The following is a 22,953-nucleotide window of genomic DNA, read 5'->3' as shown; positions in this document are numbered from 1 at the left end:
TTGAAATTCCATGTACACAATAACTGGGGGTGTCGACTTTGGAAGACTTATACAGGAATTCGTTCGAGAAAAAGTTGGTCCAATGGACTTTACGAATTCAGAAACTATTTATTTATCGAGTAATTCAGAGAACCGTTTTAACAATTTTTCCATTCGTATTGATTGGTAGTTTTGCCAAGACCTTTCAAGTTGTATTTCTAGGAGACGATGGATTCCTAGGAAAGTTGATGCCTGAAATCAACGACAATGTCTTTGAACAAATCGATGATGTGGTTTCGGCAATATCCAATTTGACCATCGGTTGGGTGTCAGTCATTGCCGTTTTTGCGGCAGCTAAATATACTGCTAAATATTACAAACGTGACGACCAACTAGCCGGCATTACCGGCAGTATCTCATTATTAATTATTGCGTACGTCTACTCAAAACGTAGTCCACTGGCTTTCCATAGCTCAGTTCTTGGCGTTAGAGGATTATTGTTTGCCATCTTACTAGGAATTTTTATTGGATATATTTTTAAACTGACTAGTAAAGAAGCCAAAAATTCAAAGTTCAAGGCGATGACAAGTAGTATTCTCAATCGTACTTTCACTTCAATGAAGTCAATTTCACTTATCTTATTGATATCGGTCATTTTCAGTGACTTAGTCAATATCACTTTTTATTCAAACTTGCCAGAATCAGTGTTGACCTCTATTAGCAGTACTAATCCAAGTACCGCACCACTGATGGAATTACTACATACATTTGGTTTTGGTGCCTATACTATTATTATGTCATTTTTAGGATGGTCGGGGCCCTACTCTGCCATCGAAACTAGTTATTCAGATCCAGCCTCATTGGCAAATTTGAGTTACGCTTTGACTCATCACACTGCTTGGGGCGCACCAAATCTTTTCAATGGAAATACGCTCTATCACGCCTTTGCCACTTTCGGAGGTACTGGAGCAACCTTAGCTTTACTGATTGCAATTCTCTGGGTATCACGCGACAACGACTTATTAACAGTGTCACGTTGGTCTTTGATACCTAGTATCTTCAACATCAACAGTGGATTAATGTCAGGTATTCCAATTCTATTCAATATCGTATTTCTCATTCCATTCTTCTTGGCACCGATGGTCAACATGCTGATCGCCGCTTTGGCGTTACAACTACATCTGATGCCACCTTCTGTCTACGCCGTTCCTGCAGGTACTCCTGGTCCCCTAATAGCATTTCTGGGAACTAATGGTAGCTGGCAAGCATTGATTTTCTCACTCATCACTTTGACTGTTTCAGTATTTATCTACTTACCTTTTGTAAGAATTGCTGAACGTGTAAAAACAATCGATAATCTAGACCGTGATGAAAGGAGTGCTAAGAATGAGAAGAAGTAATATCCACTCAAAAAAGGGATTTCGAGCACTTATTTTCCTATTTATTGCTTTGATCCTATTGGGCATCCCTTCATATTTTTGGACTAAGAAAAGTGTCTCAACATTAGCCGGCCGATACAATTCCCCACTTTCACCTATCATTATGATTCCAGGTTCGAGCGCTAGTGCCAATCGATTCGACGGTATGATCTCAAAAATTAATAAGAAATATGACGAACATCATAGTGTTTTGGAATTAACGGTCCATAAAAATGATACTATTACATATAAAGGTTCCATCAGAAATGGTGATACCAGACCATTCATTGTTGTAGGATTCGAAAATAACGATGATGGTTATGAAAATATCAAAAAACAAGCATACTGGTTTAACATAGCTTTTGAAGCATTGAAGAAGCGTTATAAATTCAATAATTTCGATGCTTTTGGACACTCAAACGGTGGACTAATCTGGACTTACTATCTAGAAAACTATTTCGACGATGACACTATCGACATTAATCGGATGTTAACAGTTGGTACTCCTTACAATTTCGAAGAAGTAGACAATTCCAAACGGACAGAAATGTTGAATGATTTCGTCAAAAAACGTGACAAGTTACCAGCAGATTTATCGTATTATTCAGTTGCTGGTACTAAAGGTTATACCGATGACGGTATCGTACCCATTGGTAGCGTGGACTCCGGGAAATATATTTTTGAAAGTGTCATTAAGCACTACACGCTTATAACTGTGACTGGTGATACTGCTCAACATTCAGATATGTTGGACAATCAACAAGTTATTTCGCTATTCCACCAATACATCATCAATGATGGAGTCAATCCACCTAATAACGCCAACAAACCAGGCAAAGCTAAAAATTAGATAGGAGATTTTTATGTCAAAAGTTTACAAATTCGAGGCCACCATTAAGCAGTCAGATATCGGTTCAGGTGGAGCATACGTTGTCTTTCCTTACGACATCCGAAAAGAGTTCAATAAGGGCCGTGTCAAAGTTCATGCAACTTTCGACAAAGCACCTTATGATGGGAGCATCGTCAATATGGGCTTAAAAAACGATGATGGCTCGATTTGTTACATTCTTGGTATCAGAAAAGATATTCAAGAATCCATCAATAAAGAAATTGGCGACACGGTTACTGTTACTGTAAAAGAACAAAACTTTAAAACACCATTTAAACTAAAAAAAGTGGAGAATCCAGATGAATAATCTGAATGCTTCACTTTTTTTATTTGCTTAATTTTCGACACCGATCACGTAATATCCGACTTTAGGAATTTTACTGATAATGTACGTTAATACGATACAGATAACTGATGTTAATAAGAATACCAACCAGAAACTGCCAATGTGTAGATATTGTTCAACAGCTTGCATAACGATTCCATGTGATAGATAAATACCGAAGCACAATCCGGCAACTGTTGTTGCACTATGATTGACTTTATCAGGCAGTTCATGGAAATGTGACCAATTTTTTACTGTCAGATAAACTTCCATTGTCATCAACAATGTAAGTAGTGATGTGTAACCAATAATTTGAATGTTTAATTGATAGACAGTATTGAAGTAATTAATAATCACAATCAATACCAATAGAATCAACGAGAAAATAAAGTGCTTAGACCAATCATTTTTTACAATTGGTAATTTATGTAATCTATATCCAAGAAGGAAATAACCAAATGTCTGACCCATTAGAACCAAATTACTATTAGGAATATTGGTAAAGTACAAGGCAATTTGTTGAGGTAACATTGCAGCAATATCAGGCAATAGCAAGTTAGTGATCAACCATAGCCAAATGATATAATCGATAACTTTGTTGCTGGCATGATCGACGAATACCTTAACTAGTGGAGAAATCAGATAGAAGAATATCAACGGATACATGAACCAAAATGCTGGACTGGGAAATTGATTATAGATCAGTAATAATTTCTTCAGCCAAATCATAAAGGTGATATGACCATCAACACGATACGAGAAAGCAATCGTTGCTGCAGACCAAATCAAGAACGGCACCCCTACTTTTACCAATCGGTGTTTGAACAAATAGCCAATACTGTTTGTCCGTTCACTCGATAGAATAAGTGCCCCACTGACCATGAAGAATATCCCTACGGCTGGTGAAACAGTCTGTAAAATTATATTCCCCACGTTCCACTTAAAAGAGTGGACATTTTCTTGTAAAATTTGAGTCAATGAATGAGACATCACCACGCCAAAAATTGCGAAGATTTTAAGATAATCAACATACATGATACGTTTTTTCATCGTAACTTCCCCTAGATATTAAACTTTTCTAGGCAAAAAAACTGTCTAGATAATGGTACTTATCTAGACAATAAACTTATCTAGACAATAAACTTATCTAGACAATAAACTTATCTAGACAATAAACTTATCTAGACAATAAACTTATTAAAGTATAATCTTTTTTACACCAATTTTATTACAGATTTTGAAGATAATTTCTTTTCTAAAATGAAATTGATATTTTTAAATAATTAAATCTATGCAGGAACTGCAATCGTCATTTTATCAATCAAAACGATGCGTCAATTTGAAAATCATTTATCTGTATAACTGAAATCAATCAATCTGTTTTCAAAATTTGTATGTGTGTATTTGTGCCAATATTCTAAGCTGTCGAATGTTACATAGCGATCTCTATTTGGCAACAAATCAGGATATGGCAATTTGTTCTCTGGAGTCGTAGCACCGATATAGACAGGACTATTATTATATCTGTTTATATAACTGTTGTAATTCTGAATATTTTTTGACATCAAAATTACTGCCAAAGTAACGATTGCCAAAGAACCAAAAATACTCAATGGCTTTTTGAAGAAACTGAAGTCAATCTGTTCTAGGATAATCATCGCAAATAAATATATGAAGATATACCCATTGAAATATTCCCGTGAACTGATCGGACGCGGAATAATCAGAAATGGTGCAATCAGGAATCCACATGATAACCAGCAAAATAACAATTCAGCACGTAATTTTTTGCTTTTAAAAACTATAAATATCGTCAATAGTAGATAGCCAACAAATAATACTGACATGGCCGAGTCGAAATAAATAATTGCATTAATCAATCCTTGTGGAGAATAGTTCTCATTCGTCATATATTTTGGTAAAAATAAATTCATGAACAAGTAATATGTGGCAAACAGAATAGAAGTCACTATCCAAACAAAATCGATGACACGGTGTTGAGATTTTTGAATCAATAATATAATCACGCCTATTGAGATCAACAGGATGACGAATATATTCAAAGTCACTATCCAAAAATGAGACATGTTGAAGAAAGTAAATTTACTTATGACAAATGAAAATTTAGTACTCCGATACGAAACAGGCACTGTATAACTTTTATTGGAAAACATGATAATTGCAGATGCCAGTGAACCCAACAAATATGTCCATTGATAAAACAGAATACGTTTCAAGACGACAACACTAATAACTACAACTGAAATACCCAATGCAACTTGATACAAAGTGGTGTGTTCAATCATCAGTCCTCCAATTAGTGCGATGGCAAACGTTACAAAGGAAGTGACTATTGTTTTTCTGACTGAATGAATTGGTCCAGAAGCGGAGAAGTCATGTTTTATTATCAACAAGTACATAAAAATAAAGCATGGTGCGAGTACATAATGAACAAAGGCTGAATACCAGAGCCAGCTATTATTTAAAAACGGAACAGACAATGTGAATGGAAATAGCATTGCCACAATCAACGAAATCCATTTTTGATCGGTCAACTTAAATAATAACCAGATAAACAACGCCGAAAAAAGTCCGAAGACAATATATTCTAGTAGCGGATGATGCATACTGACTATTTGTAGCCAATTGGAAAAATATCTACCGTTGCTACTGCCTCCGATGTAAACCGGATTCTTGGTAGTGTAAAACCCATGATGCATCAGATATGTTCCCCATTTACCCCAAAAGAACATATCGTCACCAAATGGAACTATAAAATAACGAATTACGGAAAAATATATAAAATAAATGCCAAATATTATCCACTGCCAGATATTCTTACTATTTGATTTATCCATTTCAGTATTCCTCAGATAAATAAATTTATTGTAGCTAATAATAAGATGGAATAGAGTGATTTTAATATCATAAACCGAAATAATTATTTACGTTATTTATTACATAAAGTAATTATCCAATTTTTTCTTGCGGCAAAATACCTCATCGTATATTATTAGTTCAACCTATTTTCGAAAGAAGGACTACCAATGAAAGCAATCATTACAGTAATTGGCCGTGATCAAATCGGTATTGTTGCCAAAGTTTCGGCAAAGTTAGCAGAATTACATGTTAATATACTCGATATTTCTCAAACTTTAATGGATGGTAATTTTACCATGATGACAATGGTCGAATGGCAAGACTCTGTTAAATTTGAAAATGTAAAAACTAGTCTAGAAACTCTAGCTAATGAAACTGGCTTGGACATTCACATTCAAAGACAAGAAATCTTTGATGCTATTCAAAAACTTTAGGAGGCAACCATGGAAACTAATTCAATTTTAGAAACTATCCAAATGATCTCCGAAGAGAAGTTGGATATTCGTACTATTACTATGGGAATTTCTTTGCTCGACTGTATCGACAGTGACGGAGAAAAAGCTCGTCAAAGAATTTATGATAAGTTGACTACTAAAGCCAAAGACTTGGTCAAGGTAGCTGAAAAAATCGAGTCAGAATATGGTATCCCTATCGTCAACAAACGTATTTCTGTAACTCCAATTTCTATCATTGCTGCAGCGTCTGACGATAAAGACTACGTTGCTTACGCTAAAACAATGGATAAGGCTGCCTCAGAGCTTGGCGTTGATTTGATTGGTGGTTTTTCTGCATTGGTCCAAAAAGGCAGTCAAACTGGTGATGACATCCTCATCGACTCGATTCCTCAAGCTCTGACAGAAACAACTAGAGTCTGTGGATCGGTCAATGTAGGTTCAACTCGTTCAGGTATCAATCTGAATGCTGTCAAAAAAATGGGCCACACAATCAAAGATTTGGCCAAAGTAGATCCAGTAAACTGTATGAGCTTGGTAGTATTCGCAAATGCTGTTGAAGATAATCCTTTCATGGCTGGTGCTTTTCATGGTGTCGGTGAGGCTGATTGTGTTATCAACGTTGGTATCAGTGGACCTGGTGTTGTAAAACGTGCTTTGGAACAAGTTAAAGGCCAACCTATCGATGTTGTTTCAGAGACAATAAAGAAAACTGCTTTCAAAGTAACTAGAATGGGCCAATTCGTCGGAAATATTGCTTCTAAGGAACTTAATGTACCTTTTGGTATAGTTGACTTATCACTTGCACCAACGCCTAACGAAGGCGATTCTGTAGCAGAGATACTAGAAGAAATCGGTCTAGAAAGCGTCGGTGCTCCTGGTACTACAGCAACGCTCGCATTATTGAATGATGCTGTTAAAAAAGGTGGAGTTATGGCTTGCGAACACGTCGGTGGCCTGTCCGGTGCCTTCATCCCCGTATCGGAAGATGCTGAAATGATCCGTGCCGTTACTGCTGGCAACTTGAACATTGAGAAACTTGAAGCAATGACTGCAGTCTGTTCAGTCGGATTAGACATGATTGCCATCCCCGGCGACACAACAGCCGAGACAATCAGTGGAATGATAGCGGATGAAGCAGCGATCGGTGTTATAAACAACAAGACAACTGCCGTCAGAATAATCCCCGCAACTGGCAAAACAGTCGGAGACTCAGTTGAATTCGGTGGCTTGTTCGGACGAGCACCAATAATGCCAGTGAACACCAATAGTCCCGCAAACTTTATCAATCGTGGTGGTCACATCCCCTCTCCAATACATTCATTTAAAAATTAGTTTGTTGACAAATATAGGTCACTACTATAATCTCAAATTAATTACGATACAGGCTAAGTTAGCCTGTATTTTTCTTTTTCCTGAGGGGGAAAATTTATGAATATTTATCTTTCAACCACTGCTATTTTTCTAACAGTTGCTATCGCTAATTTAGTTGCCAAATATATTAAAGTTATTCCAAAAACTTATATCAATTTATTATTAGGAATTATCATTGCTTGCGTTCCCATGATGAATTCGATGATCATGCAATTTGATTCTGAATCCTTTATGGTCTTCATCATTGCACCACTATTATTCTTAGATGGTCAGAAGACCCGTAGCATCATGGTCAGACAAAAATTCAAAGATATCCTGGGAACTGCAATTCTCTTAGCACTTATTTCAGCAGTAATCAGCTTGTTTACAGTCACCTCAGTTTTCTCACTAACATTGCCATTAGCATTGATATTAATCTCAATCAGTACACCAACTGATGCAACAGCTCTGGATACAGTTCGTGAAGGACGAAAACTTCCAGGAAGAACTGAAGCAGTTTTGAAAATGGAGTCACTCTTCAACGACGCTTCCGGGATCATCTTGCTCCAAGCCGCAGTCCTCTGGTACAAAACTGGCCATCTTTCATATACAAAGAACATCTATGATTTCTTACTATCCGCTGTCGGTGGTGCAGTTCTAGGTATGATCATTGCTTTTATAATCATGATTATTCGTCAAAAAATCATGCGTACTCGTTGGAATGTAAACTATTCCAATATCGTAATTTACTTTTTAACACCGATAATCATTTATCTAATTTCTGAAAAGCTTGAGTTATCAGGAATCATCGCTGTTGTCAGTGCTGGATTGATTTTCAACGGTGAAGTCCGCCGAACACGTTTCTCTACACCAAGATTCCAAAATTTCTTCAACACGGCATCAGATTTCATTGCTGATTTATTGAATAGTTCAGTCTTCGTGATCTTGGGATTGGCAATTTCCAGAATTTTTATCGAACACAAAAGTGCATTGACGGACAACCTGGATTGGCTTTATCTAGGAATTATCTTATATGTTCTAAGTCTGATAATCCGTTACGTTTACGCAAAATTTATCGCTCGAAATTCTCAAATTGAAGCCGTTACCTTCTCACTTGGTGGCGTTCATGGGGCAGTTACATTAGCCCTAGCCTTCTCCCTAGTTAGCCAAGGATTCTCTGGAAAAATATTTGATTTGATACTGTTAGTTGAGACCGTCGTAATCATTTTGAGTATGATTGTCCCAACTATTGCCTTCAAATTTATTCTTGATCCGGTTCTCGATGAAGATGATATCGAACTCAAAGCCAAGCAGATTCGTCGAGATATGGTCAGAGTGGGAATAGCTTATGTTGAAAGTTTAGAGATTTCTCCAGCCGTAAAAGAGAGTGTTATATTTGACCTCAATGACCAGATACAGCAGACAACCATCAAAGATTTTCTCTCCCAGTGGCGAGGAATCAACAACAAACGTTATATCTTCACTGGATTCCAAGCAGTTGAGGAACGACAGATCCTGATGAGTGCCTTCGAGGAAGAAAGAAATTTCCTCTATGATCAATTAGATGGTATGGCATTAGAAGAGGCTCAACACATTTATACAGTCTACAGTGAAGTCCTAGTTTCAGAATCTATGGCAGTTGAAAATAAAGCCTAAAAAAAAGACAATCACCATTTTGGCGATTGTCTTTTTGCTTGCAATTATTTAATTGTATTTACAAAATTTCTAAAAATCTTAATTGAATATTCGGCAGTGACCATCAATTCTGGATGCCATTGGTAACCCAAAATAGTCTGATCTGGATTCTTGGCAACAAATGCTTCAATTATCCCGTCATCAGCATAGGCAACTGGCAATAATTGGTCACTTAATTCGTGAATTGCCTGATGATGTTGCGAATTAACAGCTAGTCTATCACCCAAAAGTTCAGCACCAGCACCAGCTAAACTGACGTAATGACTAGGATCAGACATAGGATTCTTTTGTTGATGTTCAACTTTGATTGGACCTTCGATCATCGATTCATCTTGATACAAAGTTCCGCCAAGTACAACGTTGATCATTTGTGCACCTCGACAAAATCCCATTAGTGGCATATTTTTTTCCAGCACTTTAGTGATCAATTCCAACTCAAATTTATCACGAGGCTTAGAAATTGTACCTGTCATTGAACTTAACTTTTCACCATACAATGTAGGATCAACATCTTGTCCGCCTGGGATAAGAACAGCATCGACTAATTTCAAATACTCATCAACGTGTTCTGGATGTTGGATCGGTATCAATACAGGCAATGCATCAACATTTTGAATCCCAGTTACATTACCTTGAAAAGTAAAAGTAGCATCCTGATGTTGGAAGAACGCACTATCTTGAATATATTGGTTGGCAACTATTCCGACCTTTTTCACTCCAAATCGCCTTCCTTTTTATTAATGTAAGTATTAAGAAAGTAAAATGGTACAGCGATGACTAAGCATCCTAGACCCATGATCAATTGGAATCCAGTTGCCTTAGTCAACAACCAGAAACTGACAACGACCGCAATTACAGGTATCGTTGGACCCAGCGGAATTCTAAACTTCGAACTAGTCTGTGTCAATTTCTTTCTAAAGACCAATACTGCAAGGATAGTTGGAATATATTGAGCAAACCTAGAAACTACTGAAATGGCAGCTAAAGTTTGGAATGTTCCAGACAAAGCCAGTGGAACAGCGATAATAAATGATACTAACATGGCAACAAATGGAACTCCACGTTGATTACGACGTCCTACGATTTTGGGCATAACGCCGTTGTCAGCCATCGATGAACCAATTCTTGGTAAGTAGAAAGACTGTGCTGTGGCAACACCAAGAATTGAGACTAACGTACCAATAGCAACGATAGCCTTACCTGCTGGCCCAATAGCTTTTTCCAAACCTTCTTGGATTGGAGCATTGCTACCAGCCAAAGCACCACCGAGAATTCCGATGGAAACAACTTGAATCAAAATGTAAAGTAAAGCAACCACAGTAAGTACAACTACGATAGCAAGTGGAATAGTTCTTTGTGGATTCTTGAACTCCTGAGCAGCGACGGCAATAGCTTCAAATCCCGTAAATGCGTAGAAAATCAATATTGCAGCTGATCCAAATGAGTTCGAGAAATCAATATTCTGTGGAACAAATGGTGTAAAGTTTGCGCCGTTGATAAAAAATAAACCAACAATTACAAAAATAACCAAAGGCAAAAGCTTCGCAATAGTAACAATATTGTTAACAACTTTTGTCAAAGTAACACCTAAAATATTAATGGTAGTTAAAATTCCTAATAGAAGAATAATAGTCAGGTCACGCCAAATTGGTTCTTGAACGACCGGGTATATTGCTCCCAAAGCCGTAGCGAAAGCAGTCGACATAGTTGCCCAAGCAATAATACTGATTGCCCAAACGCTGAATCCTACTTCGTAACCAATGAAATTACCGAAGGCCTTTTTCGCATATAAATAAGGTCCTCCATTAGCTTCAAAGTATGTCGCATCCTCGGCATAACATAACGCAATCGATATGATCAGTAACATATCGAAGATGAAAACTAAAATACTTGCTGGGCCCATGAGAGCTTCTGCTTTCCCTGGTAGCAAGAAGATTCCTGAACCTATGATCGAGTTTATTCCTAGAAGGATAACACTCAAAGTGCCAAACTTTCCCTTCATTTCCGTTCCCCCCAATGTTTCATAAATAATATTCTGATTATACTACTTATTTTGTTTGTTGTGGTTGGTTATGTGGTGGGGGTTCACTGCCGCCCTGCGGTCAGAAACTGGGGAGCCGGAACGCCATGGGCAACAATCATGCCAAAGGGCGGTCATGATGGCTTGCCTTGTTGTAAGTCCGGCTTTTGCCGGTCTAACAACAATCTCACGGCTTGGTCCCCTGTTTCTGCCCTCCAGGCTGAACTGTACCTCGAATCTAAATCTTAGTTTGGATTAATATTATTTATGAACGGGTCACTTGTTTTTTGTATACTGCTATTTTGGGGAGCCGTTTTTATTTTCAGTAAATTGTTGTTTTATTCGTTGATGTTCCATCAACTCATAAATCTAAACCATCGCCCCCACTGCCAATAAATTAATGCAAAAAAGTTCACCTCATAGAAGTGAACTTTTTGATACTCCTAATATTCAAATGACGCGTTTAATTTCATGTCTAGTGCCTGTAAAACAGTATCTGTCTTCTAGAAAAGGAAGCCACCATTCTACATATTTCGGACCAATCTGAAATAGAACTAGAATTCAGCCCAGAGGGCAGGTTCTTTGGGGCCAAGCCGCGAAATTGTTGTTGGCTCGCCAAAGGGCGAGGTTACAACAAGGTCGATTCTGCAGACCGCCCTTTGGCTGCCAGAACGACCCGCAGCGTCCACGCCCCAAAGAACCTAACCGTCGGGCGTCAGTGAACCTCCGCCACATCCGCCATACAAAACCCTATTTCAAGTTCAATTGTGTAACTGATTCTATATGATTTGTCATTGGGAACATATCAACTGGAGTTGTGTCGGTCATATCATAAATATCACTCAATGCCTTCAAATCACGTGTCAATGTTGCTGGATTACAACTAATATAGACAATTCTTTTTGGTTTAATATTGTGAATACTGTCGATCAATGATGCTGCTAATCCTTTTCTTGGTGGATCAACCATCAAAACATCAACTTTCTTTTTATCTTTTGCCCAGTCGTTTAAAACATATTCTGTTTTACCAACTACGAAATCTGCGTTCTTGATTCCGTTGATATCAGCGTTTCTTTTTGCGTCTTCAACTGCATCTTTGATAACTTCGATTCCGGTAACTTTTTTGGCTTTATCTGCCAATGATAATCCAATTGTACCGATACCTGAATATGCATCGACTACTGTCTCGTTACCTTTCAAGTCGGCTTTATCTATGGCTAGTTGATATAGTCTTTGTGTTTGAGTTGGATTTACTTGGTAGAAAGAACGTGGTGAAATTCTGTATGTGTGTCCCAAAATCTCATCATCGATATATCCTGATCCACCTAGTAACAACATTTCTTTACCTAAAATCACGTTTGTTTGTTTTTCATTGATATTCAAATAAACTGATTTTACATCTGGGTTTGCCAATATTTCATTGGTGATATCTTTATAATGTGAAATATCTCTAACTCGTGATACTAAGACTACCATGATCTCGCCGGTATAGTATGCACGTCTGACCATGATGGTTCTGATTTGTCCTTTATGATTCTCTTCATCGTAGCCTTTTACTTTGTACTTACGTAAAATATCACGCACACGCAAGATTTCGGCATCGATTTTTGCATCTTGGATCAGGAAATCTTCCATTGGAATCAGTTCGTGTGAGTGTCTACGATAAAAGCCTGTTGTCAATTTGCCATCAATCTGGCGAACTGGTACTTGGGCTTTATTTCGGTAATGGAATGGATCTTCCATGCCTAATGTCTCGTTAACTTTCACATCCAAATGAGCTTTTTGATAGCCTGTTTCGATTTGGTGTTGTTTGAAAAGTAATTGTTGTGAATATGCCAAATGGCTTAATGGTGCGATTCCTGTTCTGACATAAACGTTATCAACGTCTTCAACACGGTGTGGTGATTTCTTGATGATATCCAGAGTACGAGCAAAACCGTAACTCTTTCCAACTTTTGTAATCACGGCATTGACAGTTTCATCTGGCAAAGCATTATCAACGAAAAGTGTGAAATCATCGACTTTAGCGACACCTTTTCCTTCATAAGAAAGGTCGTTGATCGTTAATTCTAACTTATCATTCTTTTTGATATTTGGCTTGTCCATAAATTTTCCTCTTATATAGAAAAAACAGTCCGTAGGACTGTTAATCTAATTTCTTTTCTTCTTCGATTATCTTTTCACCAACATCTTTTTCTTCACTAGTTGGCGTATCAAGAGCTTTCAAAGGAATTGAATCAACATTAGCATATATGCGTAAATGATTGTGCAAATTGGTGAACTTCATAGGGGCATCCCCACCATATTCACCATCAAGATTGATCATAATGCGATTGTCATCGTTAGCTTTGACAGTAATCTCTTTTGTCTTTGTATAAATAATTTTGGGATTGTTTACGTGACGTCCACCGTTTAGCACCAATGCAATCAGATGTACTAAATCACGTAAGTTTGTTTCTTTAACGATTATCAATGAGAAAGTTCCATCACCGATAACTGAGTTTGGAGCTATTTGTTCCATACCACCGATTGAATTTGTTAATCCAATTAGGAACATTGTAGCCTTGCCATCAAAAATACCTTCATCATATTCAATGTGCATATCGATGGGACTGATTCTAGGCAACATCTCAGCACCCTTTACCAAATAAGCCAAGTAACCAAGGATTGATTTGTAAGCTGAAGGTACTTCATATGTTAGTTCGGTCATTGAACCACCACCGGCAATATTAATAAAATAATTATCTCCGGCTTGACCGACATCGATATCAAGTTTTTGCTTTTTCAAAATCACTTTGGCTGCTTCGACGACATCATCTCTTGGTATTTTCAAAGCTCTGGCATAATCATTTGTTGTTCCAGCAGGAATTATCGCCAACTCTGGTCTTTCTTCCAAATCAGCAATACCATTAACTACTTCATTAATAGTACCGTCTCCACCAGCAGCAACAACAAGGTCAAAGCCCTCTTGTGCAACTCTTCTGGCTTCTTTTAATGCTGATTTTTTGGCAGCAGTTGTACGATAAGCACTGGCTTCATATCCAGCTTGCTCCATTACATTTAAAATGTCGCCCACACTATTTGGTAAGGACTCATGTCCTGATGTGGGATTATATATCAATCTAGCACGCATAAAATACTCCTAACTAACGGCTGTTCAATTCTTCCATTAGTATCTTGTTGACAACTTTAGGATTAGCTTGGCCGTGTGTTTGTTTCATAATTTGTCCGATTAAGAAACCAACTGCACGATCCTTACCATTTTTAAAGTCATCGATTGATTGCTGGTTATTATCAAGAATATCCATAATCATTGGTTTCAATACTGCAGGATCAGATTCTTGGACAAGTCCTTTTTCTTTGACCCATCCTTCTGGTTCAGTACCATTACTGATTGTTTCTTGGAAAACCTTCTTGGCAATTTTTGATGAAATTGTTCCATCAGAAATCAATTTGATCATTGTTGCCAAATTCTCAGGTGTCAATTTAGTTTCTAACAAGCCTAATTTCTTCTCATTCAAGTAACCATTAACTTCACCCATCAACCAGTTTGAAACCAGTTTAGGATTTGCACCAAAGTCTACTGTGGCATCAAAGAAGTCTGACATTTCTTTTGTATCTGTCAAAACTCCAGCATCATATTCAGGAATGCCAAGTTCATTGATATATCTTACTCGACGTTCATGAGCTGGTTCTGGAAGTTCATCTTTGATTTGTTTGATCCATGAAGGATCAATAGAGAATTTTGGTAAATCTGGTTCTGGGAAGTAACGATAATCATCAGCACCGGACTTAACACGCATCAAGACAGTCTCTCCTGATTTTTCATCGAAACGTCTTGTCTCTTGTCCAATTGTTCCACCGTTTTTGATGATGGCTGCTTGACGTTTTTCTTCATATGCAAGACCCAATCTAACGAAATTGAATGAGTTCAAGTTCTTCAATTCGACCTTTGTACCATATGTGTCTGATCCAGCTGGGCTGATAGAAATATTCGTATCAACACGCATTGAACCTTCTTCCATCTTAACGTCGGAAGCACCTGTAAATTGAACGATTTGACGAAGTTTTTCAAGATAAGCATATGCTTCTTCAGGTGAATGCATATCTGCTTTTGAAACAATTTCGATAAGTGGTGTACCTTGACGGTTCAAATCGACATATGAATATCCTGAATTACCGTGGGTATTCTTACCAGCATCTTCTTCAACGTGAAGTTCTTCGATACCGACTTTTGACTTCTTACCGTCAACTTCGATTTCGATATATCCATCATGTGCCAATGGTTTTTCATGTTGTGTTAATTGATATGCCTTTGGATTATCTGGGTAGAAATAATTTTTACGATCAAAATGTGTATGTTCTTCTATTTGTGCATTTAATGCAAGAGCTACCATTACACCTAAGCGATAGCCTTCTTTATTGACTGATGGTAGAACACCAGGGAAACCAAAATCGATAACATTGGTATTAACATTTGATTCTGCACCATAAGCAACTGGTGAAGGACTAAACATTTTTGATTTTGTCTTTAGCTCAACGTGAACTTCAAGACCAATAGTAGTTTCAAAATTCATTAGTCTTCCCCCTTTAATGAAGTTGGAATTTTTTCATAAAATTTGTTTTCTTCTTGTAATGCATAAGCAGCATTAAAAATTGTTTGTTCATCAAAAGGTTTGGCAATCAATTGCAAACCAACTGGCATACCATCAGCAAGTCCAGCAGGAACTGAAGCTGCGGGTAGACCGGCCAAGTTAGCAGGGATAGTCAAAATATCGTTCATGTACATTGCCAATGGGTCGTCGATCTTATCACCGATTCCAAAGGCTGTTGTTGTTGTTGATGGACCAGCAATCAAGTCATATTTATCAAGAACAGCTGACATCTCGTTGATGAAGAGTGTTCTAACTTCGGCAGCTTTCTTGAAGTATGCATCATATGCACCAGCTGAAAGTGCGAATGTCCCTAACATGATACGACGTTTAACTTCGTCTCCGAATCCTTCAGAACGTGAGTTAACGAATAACTCCTTGATGTTCTTAACATCTTTAGCTCTGAATCCGTAACGAACACCATCGTATCTTTGTAAGTTTGATGAAGCCTCACTTGAAGCGATAACGTAATAAACTTCAACGGCATGTTTCAAAGTTGGAAGACTTACTTCTTCAACTGTAGCGCCTAATTTTTTATAAGTTTCAATTGTGGCATCGATTTGCTTCAACAATTCTGGGTTAGTACCTTCATGCCAGAATTCCTTAGGAACAGCAATCTTGATACCTGTCATATCTTTATTCAAATTAGCTCTGTAATCGGGAACTTCTTTGTTTGAACTTGTTGAGTCATGATCGTCATGTCCAGCAATTGTTGAAAGCACTGTGGCTGAATCTTCAACACGTTTTGACATTACACCTACTTGATCAAGTGATGAAGCAAAGGCGATAACTCCCCAACGTGAAACGCGTCCATAAGTTGGTTTGATACCGAAAATACCATTGAATGCAGATGGTTGACGAATTGAACCACCAGTATCTGTACCTAATGCAGCAACAACGTCACCATTAGCAACTGCGGCTGCGGAGCCACCAGAAGAACCACCGGGAACCTTAGTTGTATCCCAAGCGTTATGAGATGTTCCATAATATGAAGTTTCAGTAGAAGAACCCATAGCGAACTCATCTAAGTTAGTTTTACCGGCATTGATCGCACCAGCTGCCTTTAACTTTTCAACGACAGTAGCACTATAAACTGGCATAAAGTTAGATAAAATCTTACTTGAAGCAGTTGTCAAAAGTCCGTCAGTCAAAATATTATCTTTGATGGCAATTGGAATACCTGAAAGTGAGCCTTTGATACCATCGGCATCAACTTTTTCAGCATCTTTAACTGCATCTTTGTTAACTGTAACGAAGGCATTATATGTGTCTTCTGAATCATTGATTGTCTTCAAAGTGTCTTGTGTAAGATCTTTAGAAGTGATCTCTTTATTAGCTAACTTTTCATGCAATGAATCGATAGTTTCGTTTAAATAATTCACTATTCGTCTTCCTCCTTAGCAACGATTGTTGGAACTTTGATCAAGTTATCTTCAACTTCGGGAACATTTTCGAGCATTTGTTCTCTAGTTTGAGTATGGATACCTTCATCAGCACGGAAGACAGTACTTGTGTCACCCATGTTATAAGTAGGTTCAACTCCTGTTGTATCTACTGAAGAAAGATTGCCTTCCATTTCAACAATTCTTCCTAGTTGGTCAACAAAGCTATCAACTTCGTCTTCTTTAAATTTCAAGTTTGCCAATTCAGCAACGTGTAAAATTTCATCTTTTGAAATCATATTTTTCTCCTTTGCTAATCTGCATTATCTACGTGTGAATAGAATTTGCCGTTAGTTCTTGTGATCAAGGCTTGTTGACTATCAACAGTCTGAATATTAATTTCTAAGTTTGCTCCAGATGGCAAGTACTTACCTGCACTATCTTGAACAAATTGAGTAAAGCTAGTAACTTGAGCTAATCCATCAAATTGAGTATTAACGGTCACATCCAATGATTTCAAACTATTGCCGTCGTAATGAGCTTGTGCGGTAACACCTGAAATATTAGGGAAGTAGTCTTGGATATGTGACTTAAAGTTAGCGAATGCATCAGAATCGCTACTGCTGATAGGATCTTCATTATTAACAGTAGGTAACATCTGACTCTTGTAATCCAAATGCTTCCAACCGCCTAATTCATTGCTCTTAGCAGTAGAGGTCTGGAAGTAATTACCACCAGCCAAGGTATCTTGTGGAGCAACTGAATATAAGCCAACAACAATAGGAATATTTCCAACACTCTTCATCTTGCGCAAACGTTGAACAACTTTGGCAGCAATTGCTTCACCTTGTGCTTTACGGTCAGCTTCAGAAATTTTTGTTTGGAAAGTAGCTCCATATTGTTTCTTTTGATAATAATCGACTTCATTGATTGCAATACCAACCGACATGCCGGCTAATTTATACTTTCCATTATCCTTTTGGAAATAATCTTGTTCGAGCATCTGTTGGAGATACATTGGTGCACGTTTATTCTCACTCTTTGAACCATTTGACTTTGGATTCAAGCCAGTTGGATTCTTACTTGATTTTCGTCCAAGCCATTTATTAACAGTACCTGCGGACAAAACTTGTCCTTCTTGGAAAACATAATTACTTGTTGAAAATTGGTCTTTCGAAAGTGTCATCAAACCACTTTCAAAACTACGACTGTTGAATTGATTATTGTTATCAGAAGCACTTAAGCCACTGATCGAACTGGTTTTGTATTTACCACTATCCATCAAGACATCATAAGAACCCGAGTCGCTGGCGTTGGTAGTTTGAACGGAAGTTTTTCCGCTATCGCTGCCTCCAGAAGACAAACTCGAGTTAGACAAATTACCACAAGCAGTTAAAAAAATTGAGGCCATCATTATCAATGTTGCGGTTTTAATGAATTTTTTCAAAACTTCTCTCCTCTATTCCTCTGTACTGTCCAGATAATCAGATAAAGTTTCTTCATCAATGATTTGTGTTCCTAATTGTTGAGCCTTAGTCAATTTGCTTCCGGCTTTTTCACCAGCAATCAAGATATCAGTCTTCTTAGTAACAGAACCGGTGACTTTTGCACCCATTCCTTCAAGAAGTTCTGTTAATTCCGAACGTTTATATTTTGTCAGAGTTCCGGTTATAACAACTATTTTATCAGTAAAATGTTCATTTGTTTCATTATTATTTGAACTGCCGATAAATTCTGTATTAACTCCTACTGATTCTAATTCATTAATTAACTTTTGAACATCATTATTATCAAAATAAGTAATTATACTGTCAGCAATAATTTCACCCATAGTATTAACTTCTAGGATTTCTTCTTTCGAAGCAGCCATCAAGTTAGCTAAGTTACCAAATGCTTCGCTCAAGATTCGAGCAGCCTTGGCGCCGACATGACGAATTCCCAATCCAAATAATAATCGTTCAACTGAATTACTTTTAGAGTTATCAATTGCAGTTAATAAATTATTTATAGACTTATCTTTAAAACCATCTAAAGTACCTAAATCATCAGCAGTTAGCTTGAATAAGTCAGCCACATCTTCGATTAAATTCTTAGTATACAACTGTTCAATAATTTTAGGGCCAAGTCCGTCAATATTCATCGCATTTCTTGAAGCAAAATGAGTTAATTGTTCCTTAACTTGAGCTGGACACTTAGGATTGATACAACGAAGTGCGACTTCATCTTCCAAGTGGATCAACTCTGAATCACAATATGGACAATGAGTTGGGATTTCGGCTGGAACTGAATCAGCTGGACGTTTCTTTAAAACAACTTGGGAAACTTCCGGAATGATATCTCCTGCTTTATGAAGCAAAACGGTGTCTCCAACTCGAATATCTTTGGCACGTATCATATCGATATTATGCAAAGTTGCTCTAGAAACTGTTGTACCTGCTAAACTGACAGGATCCATGACAGCAGTTGGTGTTAGAACTCCGGTACGACCAATCGTCCAGGTGATTTCACGAACAACCGTCTCAGCTTGTTCAGGTGGAAATTTATAGGCAATTTCCCAACGAGGCACTTTGACTGTATTACCTAATTGTCTTTGGAAAGCTAAATCATTTACCTTCAAGACAACCCCATCAATTCCGTAGTTCAAGCTGTCACGCATTTCGCCGTAATGATCGATGAATTCATTAACACCTTTCAACCCCGTTGTAACTTGTGCTGTTGGATTGACGTGAAATCCAAGTTCTTCCAATGTTTCAAGTGCTTGATGCTGAGTTGTAACTTCTAAATCGTCAAAAGTTACGATGGTGTACATGAACGTATCAAGTTTTCTATCAGCCGTGACTTTAGGATTCAACTGACGTAAACTTCCGGCAGCGGCATTTCTAGGATTAGCGAAAACCTGTTCACCGTTAGCTTCACGTTCATTATTTAAACGTAAAAATTCACTCTTATCCATGAAACATTCACCACGCACTTCAAAACTAAGTGGACGTGGTAACTTTTGAGGAATTGACTTGATAGTCTTGAGGTTCTCAGTAACGTTTTCACCAATCGTTCCATTACCACGAGTGGAGCCTTGAACCAAGACACCATTCTCATAAACTAATGAGATCGCCAATCCATCGATTTTTAATTCGACGTTATAATCAACTTCGTCACCGACATTCTTTTCAATACGGTCATTGAAGTCTGCCAATTCTTCTTCAGAAAAGACATCCCCCATCGACAACATCGGAATATCATGAGTTACTTTGTTGAAATCAGGTAAAGTCACATCCCCCACCAATTGTGAAGGTGAATCAGGTGTCACTAAATCAGGATATTCCTGCTCAATAGCCAATAAACGATTGTATTGCTTGTCGTATTCGCTATCCTCAACTAGTGGTGCATCCTTAGTATAATAGGCATCACGATATGAATTTAATTTGTCTCGAAGAGTTGATAATTCTTCATTAGCTTCTTGTTTAGTCAAATTTAAATCAGCCATTTGTTCCACCCCTTAATTAGTCAGTAACTTTTGTGATCGGTGCAAATTCAGCAAGTAAACGTTTGATTCCTTCATTCTTAAAGGCGACATCAAGCTCGGCATCTTTACCATTACCATTAACTTTGACAACAGTACCTTCGCCCCACTTCTTATGTTCAACCTTGTCCCCAATGATCCAGCTTTCATTCTCAGCACCTTGAGCACCGCTTGGTTTGTTAGCTGTCTCAACCTTGAAACTAGAATGAAAGGCAGACTCACGACGTATTTTGGCAAATGGTAATTCACCTTCCTTTTTGGAGAATGGCATACTACCGGCATTTGCGTTGATCATGTTTAGATTCTCGTCACCAATTTCATCAACGAAACGTGACATTTGATTACTTTGAATACGACCGTACAACATACGACTGTATGCATTAGTTAGGAACAATTGTTTTTCCGCACGAGTGATACCAACATATGCTAAACGGCGCTCTTCTTCCATATCTGATTCTTTCATCATTGATCTGGATGATGGGAAAATTCCCTCTTCCATACCAACTAAAAATACGACTGGGAACTCCAAACCTTTGGCAGCGTGAAGTGTCATCAAAGTAACTTCTTTTTGGTCTTCTTCCAATTCATCTTGATCACTAGTCAATGATAAGTCTGTCAGAAATGCTGATAAACGGGTCTCATCAGCTTCTACGTCAGGCTCATATTGTTGATCAAATTGAGTTGTAACAGTTTGCAATTCTTGAATATTTTCAATTCTAGTTTCAGATTCCAAATTGTTTTGAGCATGCAATTCATCAAGATAACCAGAGTCATCAAGTAACGATGTCATCAAATCTGTCATAGATGAATCTTGGCTCATTTTCGCCAATTTATCGATAACAGAAGCAAAATGACCAATAGTTTTTCTAGGTTTAGCCGCCAATGGTGACAAATCAATATTTTGAGCAGCTTCTAATAATGACCAATTATGTTCATTAGCGAAAGTCTGTAATTTTTCGATCGTTCCAGGACCAATTCCTCGTTTTGGAACATTGATTACACGTTGGAAACTCATTGAATCTTCTGGATTGGCAACCAAACGCAAGTAAGCCAATACATCTTTGATTTCCTTACGGTCGTAGAACTTGTGGCCACCAACAATCTTATAAGGAATACTCGATTGCATCAGTTTCTCTTCAAATACACGAGATTGAGCATTAGTACGATACAGGATAGCGAAATCGCCATAATTAAAACCTTTTAACAGTAAATTCTTGATTTGTTCGATAACAAAAAGTGATTCGTCAGATTCGTTTTGACCACGATATAAAGTGATATCGTCACCCTTTTTGTTGTCAGTCCAAAGCTCTTTAGGCTTACGATTGACGTTGTGATTAATAACATTGTTAGCAGCGTCCAAAATCGTCTTAGTTGAACGATAGTTTTGTTCCAACTTAATTGAAGTAGCTTCAGGATAATCTTCTTCGAAGTTCATAATATTTTTGATGTTAGCGCCACGCCAGCCATAAATACTCTGGTCAGCATCACCAACAACACAGACATCACGATTCTTAGCGCCAAGATACTTGACCAATTTATATTGAGCTTCATTAGTATCCTGATACTCATCAACGTGAATATACTTAAATCTGTCTTGATAGCTTTCCAATACCTCTGGATGGTTTTCAAACAAGACATTAGTCTGCATGATCAAATCATCAAAATCTAAAGCTTGATTACGTTCCATCTCTTTGGCATAAGCATCATAACAACTGGCAACAGTCTGCTCAAATGGAGATTTAGCATTCTCAGCATATGCGGCTGGATCAACCAAATCATTCTTAGCATTACTGATCGAAGCCAAAATTGAACGTGGATCGAATTTCTTAGGATCCAAGTTCATTCTTGTCAAAATTTGCTTCATCAATGTACGTTGCTCTGCAGGATCTGAAATCGTGAAAGATCTTGAATAGCCAATCTTGTCGATATCACGTCTTAAAATACGTACACAAAGTGAATGGAAGGTCGATACCCAAACCCCAGCAGACTCATCGTCGAGAAGTTTGTCGATACGTTCTTTCATTTCTTTAGCAGCTTTATTTGTAAATGTGATGGCTAAAATGTGCCAAGGCATAACGTGTTTTTCTTCAATCAAATAAGCAACTCGATGCGTTAAAACTCGTGTTTTACCACTTCCGGCTCCGGCCATGATCAATAATGGTCCTTCGGTTGCTTTAACTGCTTCTTGTTGCTCTGGATTCAAACCTTTTAGTAAAGTATTTTCTGACATTAATTGCTCTCCAAATCCTTAATAAATCAACATTTTTCGAAAAAACATTCACTTAATATTGTAGCAAATTTTCCCTTACAATAATACTAAGACGAACAGTTGTTTTTAAGAAGACGTTTTCAATGTTTTTGGGGGTGGTTGACTGCCGATTGCGGAAG

18 protein-coding genes are annotated in these 22,953 nt (G+C 37.7%); 6 read left to right on the top strand and 12 right to left on the bottom strand.

What is annotated here, in order from left to right:
• The first annotated feature begins 38 nt into the window (after positions 1–38).
• Genes EKM63_RS03100 through EKM63_RS03090 form a run of 3 tightly spaced genes read left to right on the top strand, consistent with a single transcriptional unit; the run spans position 39 to position 2,593 of the window.
• Positions 39–1,379, top strand: coding sequence for a PTS transporter subunit EIIC (locus EKM63_RS03100; RefSeq protein ID WP_125703622.1), 1,341 nt, complete (start codon positions 39–41; stop codon positions 1,377–1,379).
• Positions 1,366–2,247 carry an alpha/beta hydrolase gene (locus EKM63_RS03095; RefSeq protein WP_125703620.1) on the top strand — a complete coding sequence of 294 codons (882 nt, stop codon included), beginning with the start codon at positions 1,366–1,368 and terminating at the stop codon, positions 2,245–2,247. The genes EKM63_RS03100 and EKM63_RS03095 overlap by 14 nt, the downstream gene beginning before the upstream one ends.
• A 13-nt stretch (positions 2,248–2,260) precedes the next feature.
• Complete coding sequence (locus EKM63_RS03090; RefSeq protein ID WP_125703619.1) at positions 2,261–2,593, top strand: DUF1905 domain-containing protein; 333 nt, start codon at positions 2,261–2,263, stop codon at positions 2,591–2,593.
• A gap of 27 nt (positions 2,594–2,620) precedes the next feature.
• Here EKM63_RS03090 and EKM63_RS03085 read toward each other — a convergent pair whose 3' ends face one another.
• Both EKM63_RS03085 and EKM63_RS03080 read right to left on the bottom strand, forming a co-directional pair.
• Entirely contained in the window at positions 2,621–3,661 is a 1,041-nt protein-coding gene (locus tag EKM63_RS03085; RefSeq protein ID WP_125703617.1) for an acyltransferase, read from the bottom strand.
• A 296-nt stretch (positions 3,662–3,957) separates the two neighbouring features.
• On the bottom strand, positions 3,958–5,469 hold the full coding sequence (locus tag EKM63_RS03080; RefSeq protein ID WP_125703615.1) for a hypothetical protein: 1,512 nt from the start codon (positions 5,467–5,469) through the stop codon (positions 3,958–3,960).
• 189 nt (positions 5,470–5,658) lie between these two features.
• Here EKM63_RS03080 and EKM63_RS03075 point away from each other — a divergent pair, with 189 nt between their 5' ends.
• The 3 genes from EKM63_RS03075 (at position 5,659) to EKM63_RS03065 (ending at position 8,952) form a co-directional block, all read left to right on the top strand.
• Positions 5,659–5,925 (top strand): ACT domain-containing protein, encoded by a 267-nt coding sequence (locus tag EKM63_RS03075; protein ID WP_125703613.1) that lies wholly within the window; start codon positions 5,659–5,661, stop codon positions 5,923–5,925.
• A gap of 9 nt (positions 5,926–5,934) precedes the next feature.
• The gene (locus EKM63_RS03070; RefSeq protein WP_125703611.1) at positions 5,935–7,278 is read left to right on the top strand and encodes a PFL family protein; all 1,344 of its coding nucleotides are present in this window, start codon (positions 5,935–5,937) and stop codon (positions 7,276–7,278) included.
• Between the two features lie 96 nt (positions 7,279–7,374).
• On the top strand, positions 7,375–8,952 hold the full coding sequence (locus EKM63_RS03065) for a cation:proton antiporter (RefSeq protein WP_125703609.1): 1,578 nt from the start codon (positions 7,375–7,377) through the stop codon (positions 8,950–8,952).
• Positions 8,953–8,996: 44 nt separating this feature from the next.
• On the opposite strand, the gene EKM63_RS03060 is transcribed toward EKM63_RS03065, so the two are convergent.
• From EKM63_RS03060 to pcrA, 10 genes are all read right to left on the bottom strand, one after another.
• On the bottom strand, positions 8,997–9,707 hold the full coding sequence (locus tag EKM63_RS03060; protein WP_125703607.1) for a gamma-glutamyl-gamma-aminobutyrate hydrolase family protein: 711 nt from the start codon (positions 9,705–9,707) through the stop codon (positions 8,997–8,999).
• Positions 9,704–10,993: an APC family permease gene (locus EKM63_RS03055; protein ID WP_125703605.1), complete on the bottom strand. Its 1,290-nt coding sequence runs from the start codon at positions 10,991–10,993 to the stop codon at positions 9,704–9,706. Before EKM63_RS03055 ends, EKM63_RS03060 begins: the two co-directional genes overlap by 4 nt.
• 768 nt (positions 10,994–11,761) lie before the next feature.
• Entirely contained in the window at positions 11,762–13,117 is a 1,356-nt protein-coding gene (gene rlmD / locus EKM63_RS03050) for a 23S rRNA (uracil(1939)-C(5))-methyltransferase RlmD (protein WP_125703603.1), read from the bottom strand.
• Positions 13,118–13,157: 40 nt separating this feature from the next.
• Positions 13,158–14,144: a diacylglycerol kinase gene (locus EKM63_RS03045; protein WP_125703602.1), complete on the bottom strand. Its 987-nt coding sequence runs from the start codon at positions 14,142–14,144 to the stop codon at positions 13,158–13,160.
• 13 nt (positions 14,145–14,157) lie between these two features.
• On the bottom strand, positions 14,158–15,588 hold the full coding sequence (gatB, locus tag EKM63_RS03040; protein WP_125703600.1) for an Asp-tRNA(Asn)/Glu-tRNA(Gln) amidotransferase subunit GatB: 1,431 nt from the start codon (positions 15,586–15,588) through the stop codon (positions 14,158–14,160).
• Positions 15,588–17,045: an Asp-tRNA(Asn)/Glu-tRNA(Gln) amidotransferase subunit GatA gene (gene gatA, locus EKM63_RS03035; RefSeq protein ID WP_125703598.1), complete on the bottom strand. Its 1,458-nt coding sequence runs from the start codon at positions 17,043–17,045 to the stop codon at positions 15,588–15,590. The genes gatB and gatA overlap by 1 nt, the downstream gene beginning before the upstream one ends.
• On the bottom strand, positions 17,045–17,344 hold the full coding sequence (gatC, locus tag EKM63_RS03030) for an Asp-tRNA(Asn)/Glu-tRNA(Gln) amidotransferase subunit GatC (protein WP_125703596.1): 300 nt from the start codon (positions 17,342–17,344) through the stop codon (positions 17,045–17,047). Before gatC ends, gatA begins: the two co-directional genes overlap by 1 nt.
• Positions 17,345–17,358: 14 nt before the next feature.
• Positions 17,359–18,492 (bottom strand): CamS family sex pheromone protein, encoded by a 1,134-nt coding sequence (locus EKM63_RS03025; RefSeq protein ID WP_125703594.1) that lies wholly within the window; start codon positions 18,490–18,492, stop codon positions 17,359–17,361.
• A 12-nt stretch (positions 18,493–18,504) separates the two neighbouring features.
• Complete coding sequence (gene ligA, locus EKM63_RS03020; RefSeq protein ID WP_125703592.1) at positions 18,505–20,529, bottom strand: NAD-dependent DNA ligase LigA; 2,025 nt, start codon at positions 20,527–20,529, stop codon at positions 18,505–18,507.
• Between the two features lie 16 nt (positions 20,530–20,545).
• A complete protein-coding gene (pcrA, locus tag EKM63_RS03015; RefSeq protein WP_125703590.1) occupies positions 20,546–22,795 on the bottom strand; it encodes a DNA helicase PcrA in 2,250 nt (749 codons plus the stop codon).
• Between the last annotated feature and the right edge of the window lie 158 nt (positions 22,796–22,953).

Origin of the sequence: Companilactobacillus mishanensis (genome assembly GCF_003946505.1) — a bacterium.
Taxonomy (GTDB): Bacteria; Bacillota; Bacilli; order Lactobacillales; family Lactobacillaceae; genus Companilactobacillus; species Companilactobacillus mishanensis.
The sequence above is the reverse complement of the archived record's forward strand: the minus strand, read 5'-3'. Positions and strand labels throughout refer to the sequence as shown.

Coding starts and splice junctions, on each gene's coding strand:
- EKM63_RS03095 (WP_125703620.1), top strand. CDS start 1,366: ATGAGAAGAAGTAATATCCACTCAAAAAAGGGATTTCGAGCACTTATT.
- EKM63_RS03090 (WP_125703619.1), top strand. CDS start 2,261: ATGTCAAAAGTTTACAAATTCGAGGCCACCATTAAGCAGTCAGATATC.
- EKM63_RS03085 (WP_125703617.1), bottom strand. CDS start 3,661: ATGAAAAAACGTATCATGTATGTTGATTATCTTAAAATCTTCGCAATT.
- EKM63_RS03080 (WP_125703615.1), bottom strand. CDS start 5,469: ATGGATAAATCAAATAGTAAGAATATCTGGCAGTGGATAATATTTGGC.
- EKM63_RS03075 (WP_125703613.1), top strand. CDS start 5,659: ATGAAAGCAATCATTACAGTAATTGGCCGTGATCAAATCGGTATTGTT.
- EKM63_RS03070 (WP_125703611.1), top strand. CDS start 5,935: ATGGAAACTAATTCAATTTTAGAAACTATCCAAATGATCTCCGAAGAG.
- EKM63_RS03065 (WP_125703609.1), top strand. CDS start 7,375: ATGAATATTTATCTTTCAACCACTGCTATTTTTCTAACAGTTGCTATC.
- EKM63_RS03055 (WP_125703605.1), bottom strand. CDS start 10,993: ATGAAGGGAAAGTTTGGCACTTTGAGTGTTATCCTTCTAGGAATAAAC.
- rlmD (WP_125703603.1), bottom strand. CDS start 13,117: ATGGACAAGCCAAATATCAAAAAGAATGATAAGTTAGAATTAACGATC.
- EKM63_RS03045 (WP_125703602.1), bottom strand. CDS start 14,144: ATGCGTGCTAGATTGATATATAATCCCACATCAGGACATGAGTCCTTA.
- gatB (WP_125703600.1), bottom strand. CDS start 15,588: ATGAATTTTGAAACTACTATTGGTCTTGAAGTTCACGTTGAGCTAAAG.
- gatC (WP_125703596.1), bottom strand. CDS start 17,344: ATGATTTCAAAAGATGAAATTTTACACGTTGCTGAATTGGCAAACTTG.
- ligA (WP_125703592.1), bottom strand. CDS start 20,529: ATGGCTGATTTAAATTTGACTAAACAAGAAGCTAATGAAGAATTATCA.
- pcrA (WP_125703590.1), bottom strand. CDS start 22,795: ATGTCAGAAAATACTTTACTAAAAGGTTTGAATCCAGAGCAACAAGAA.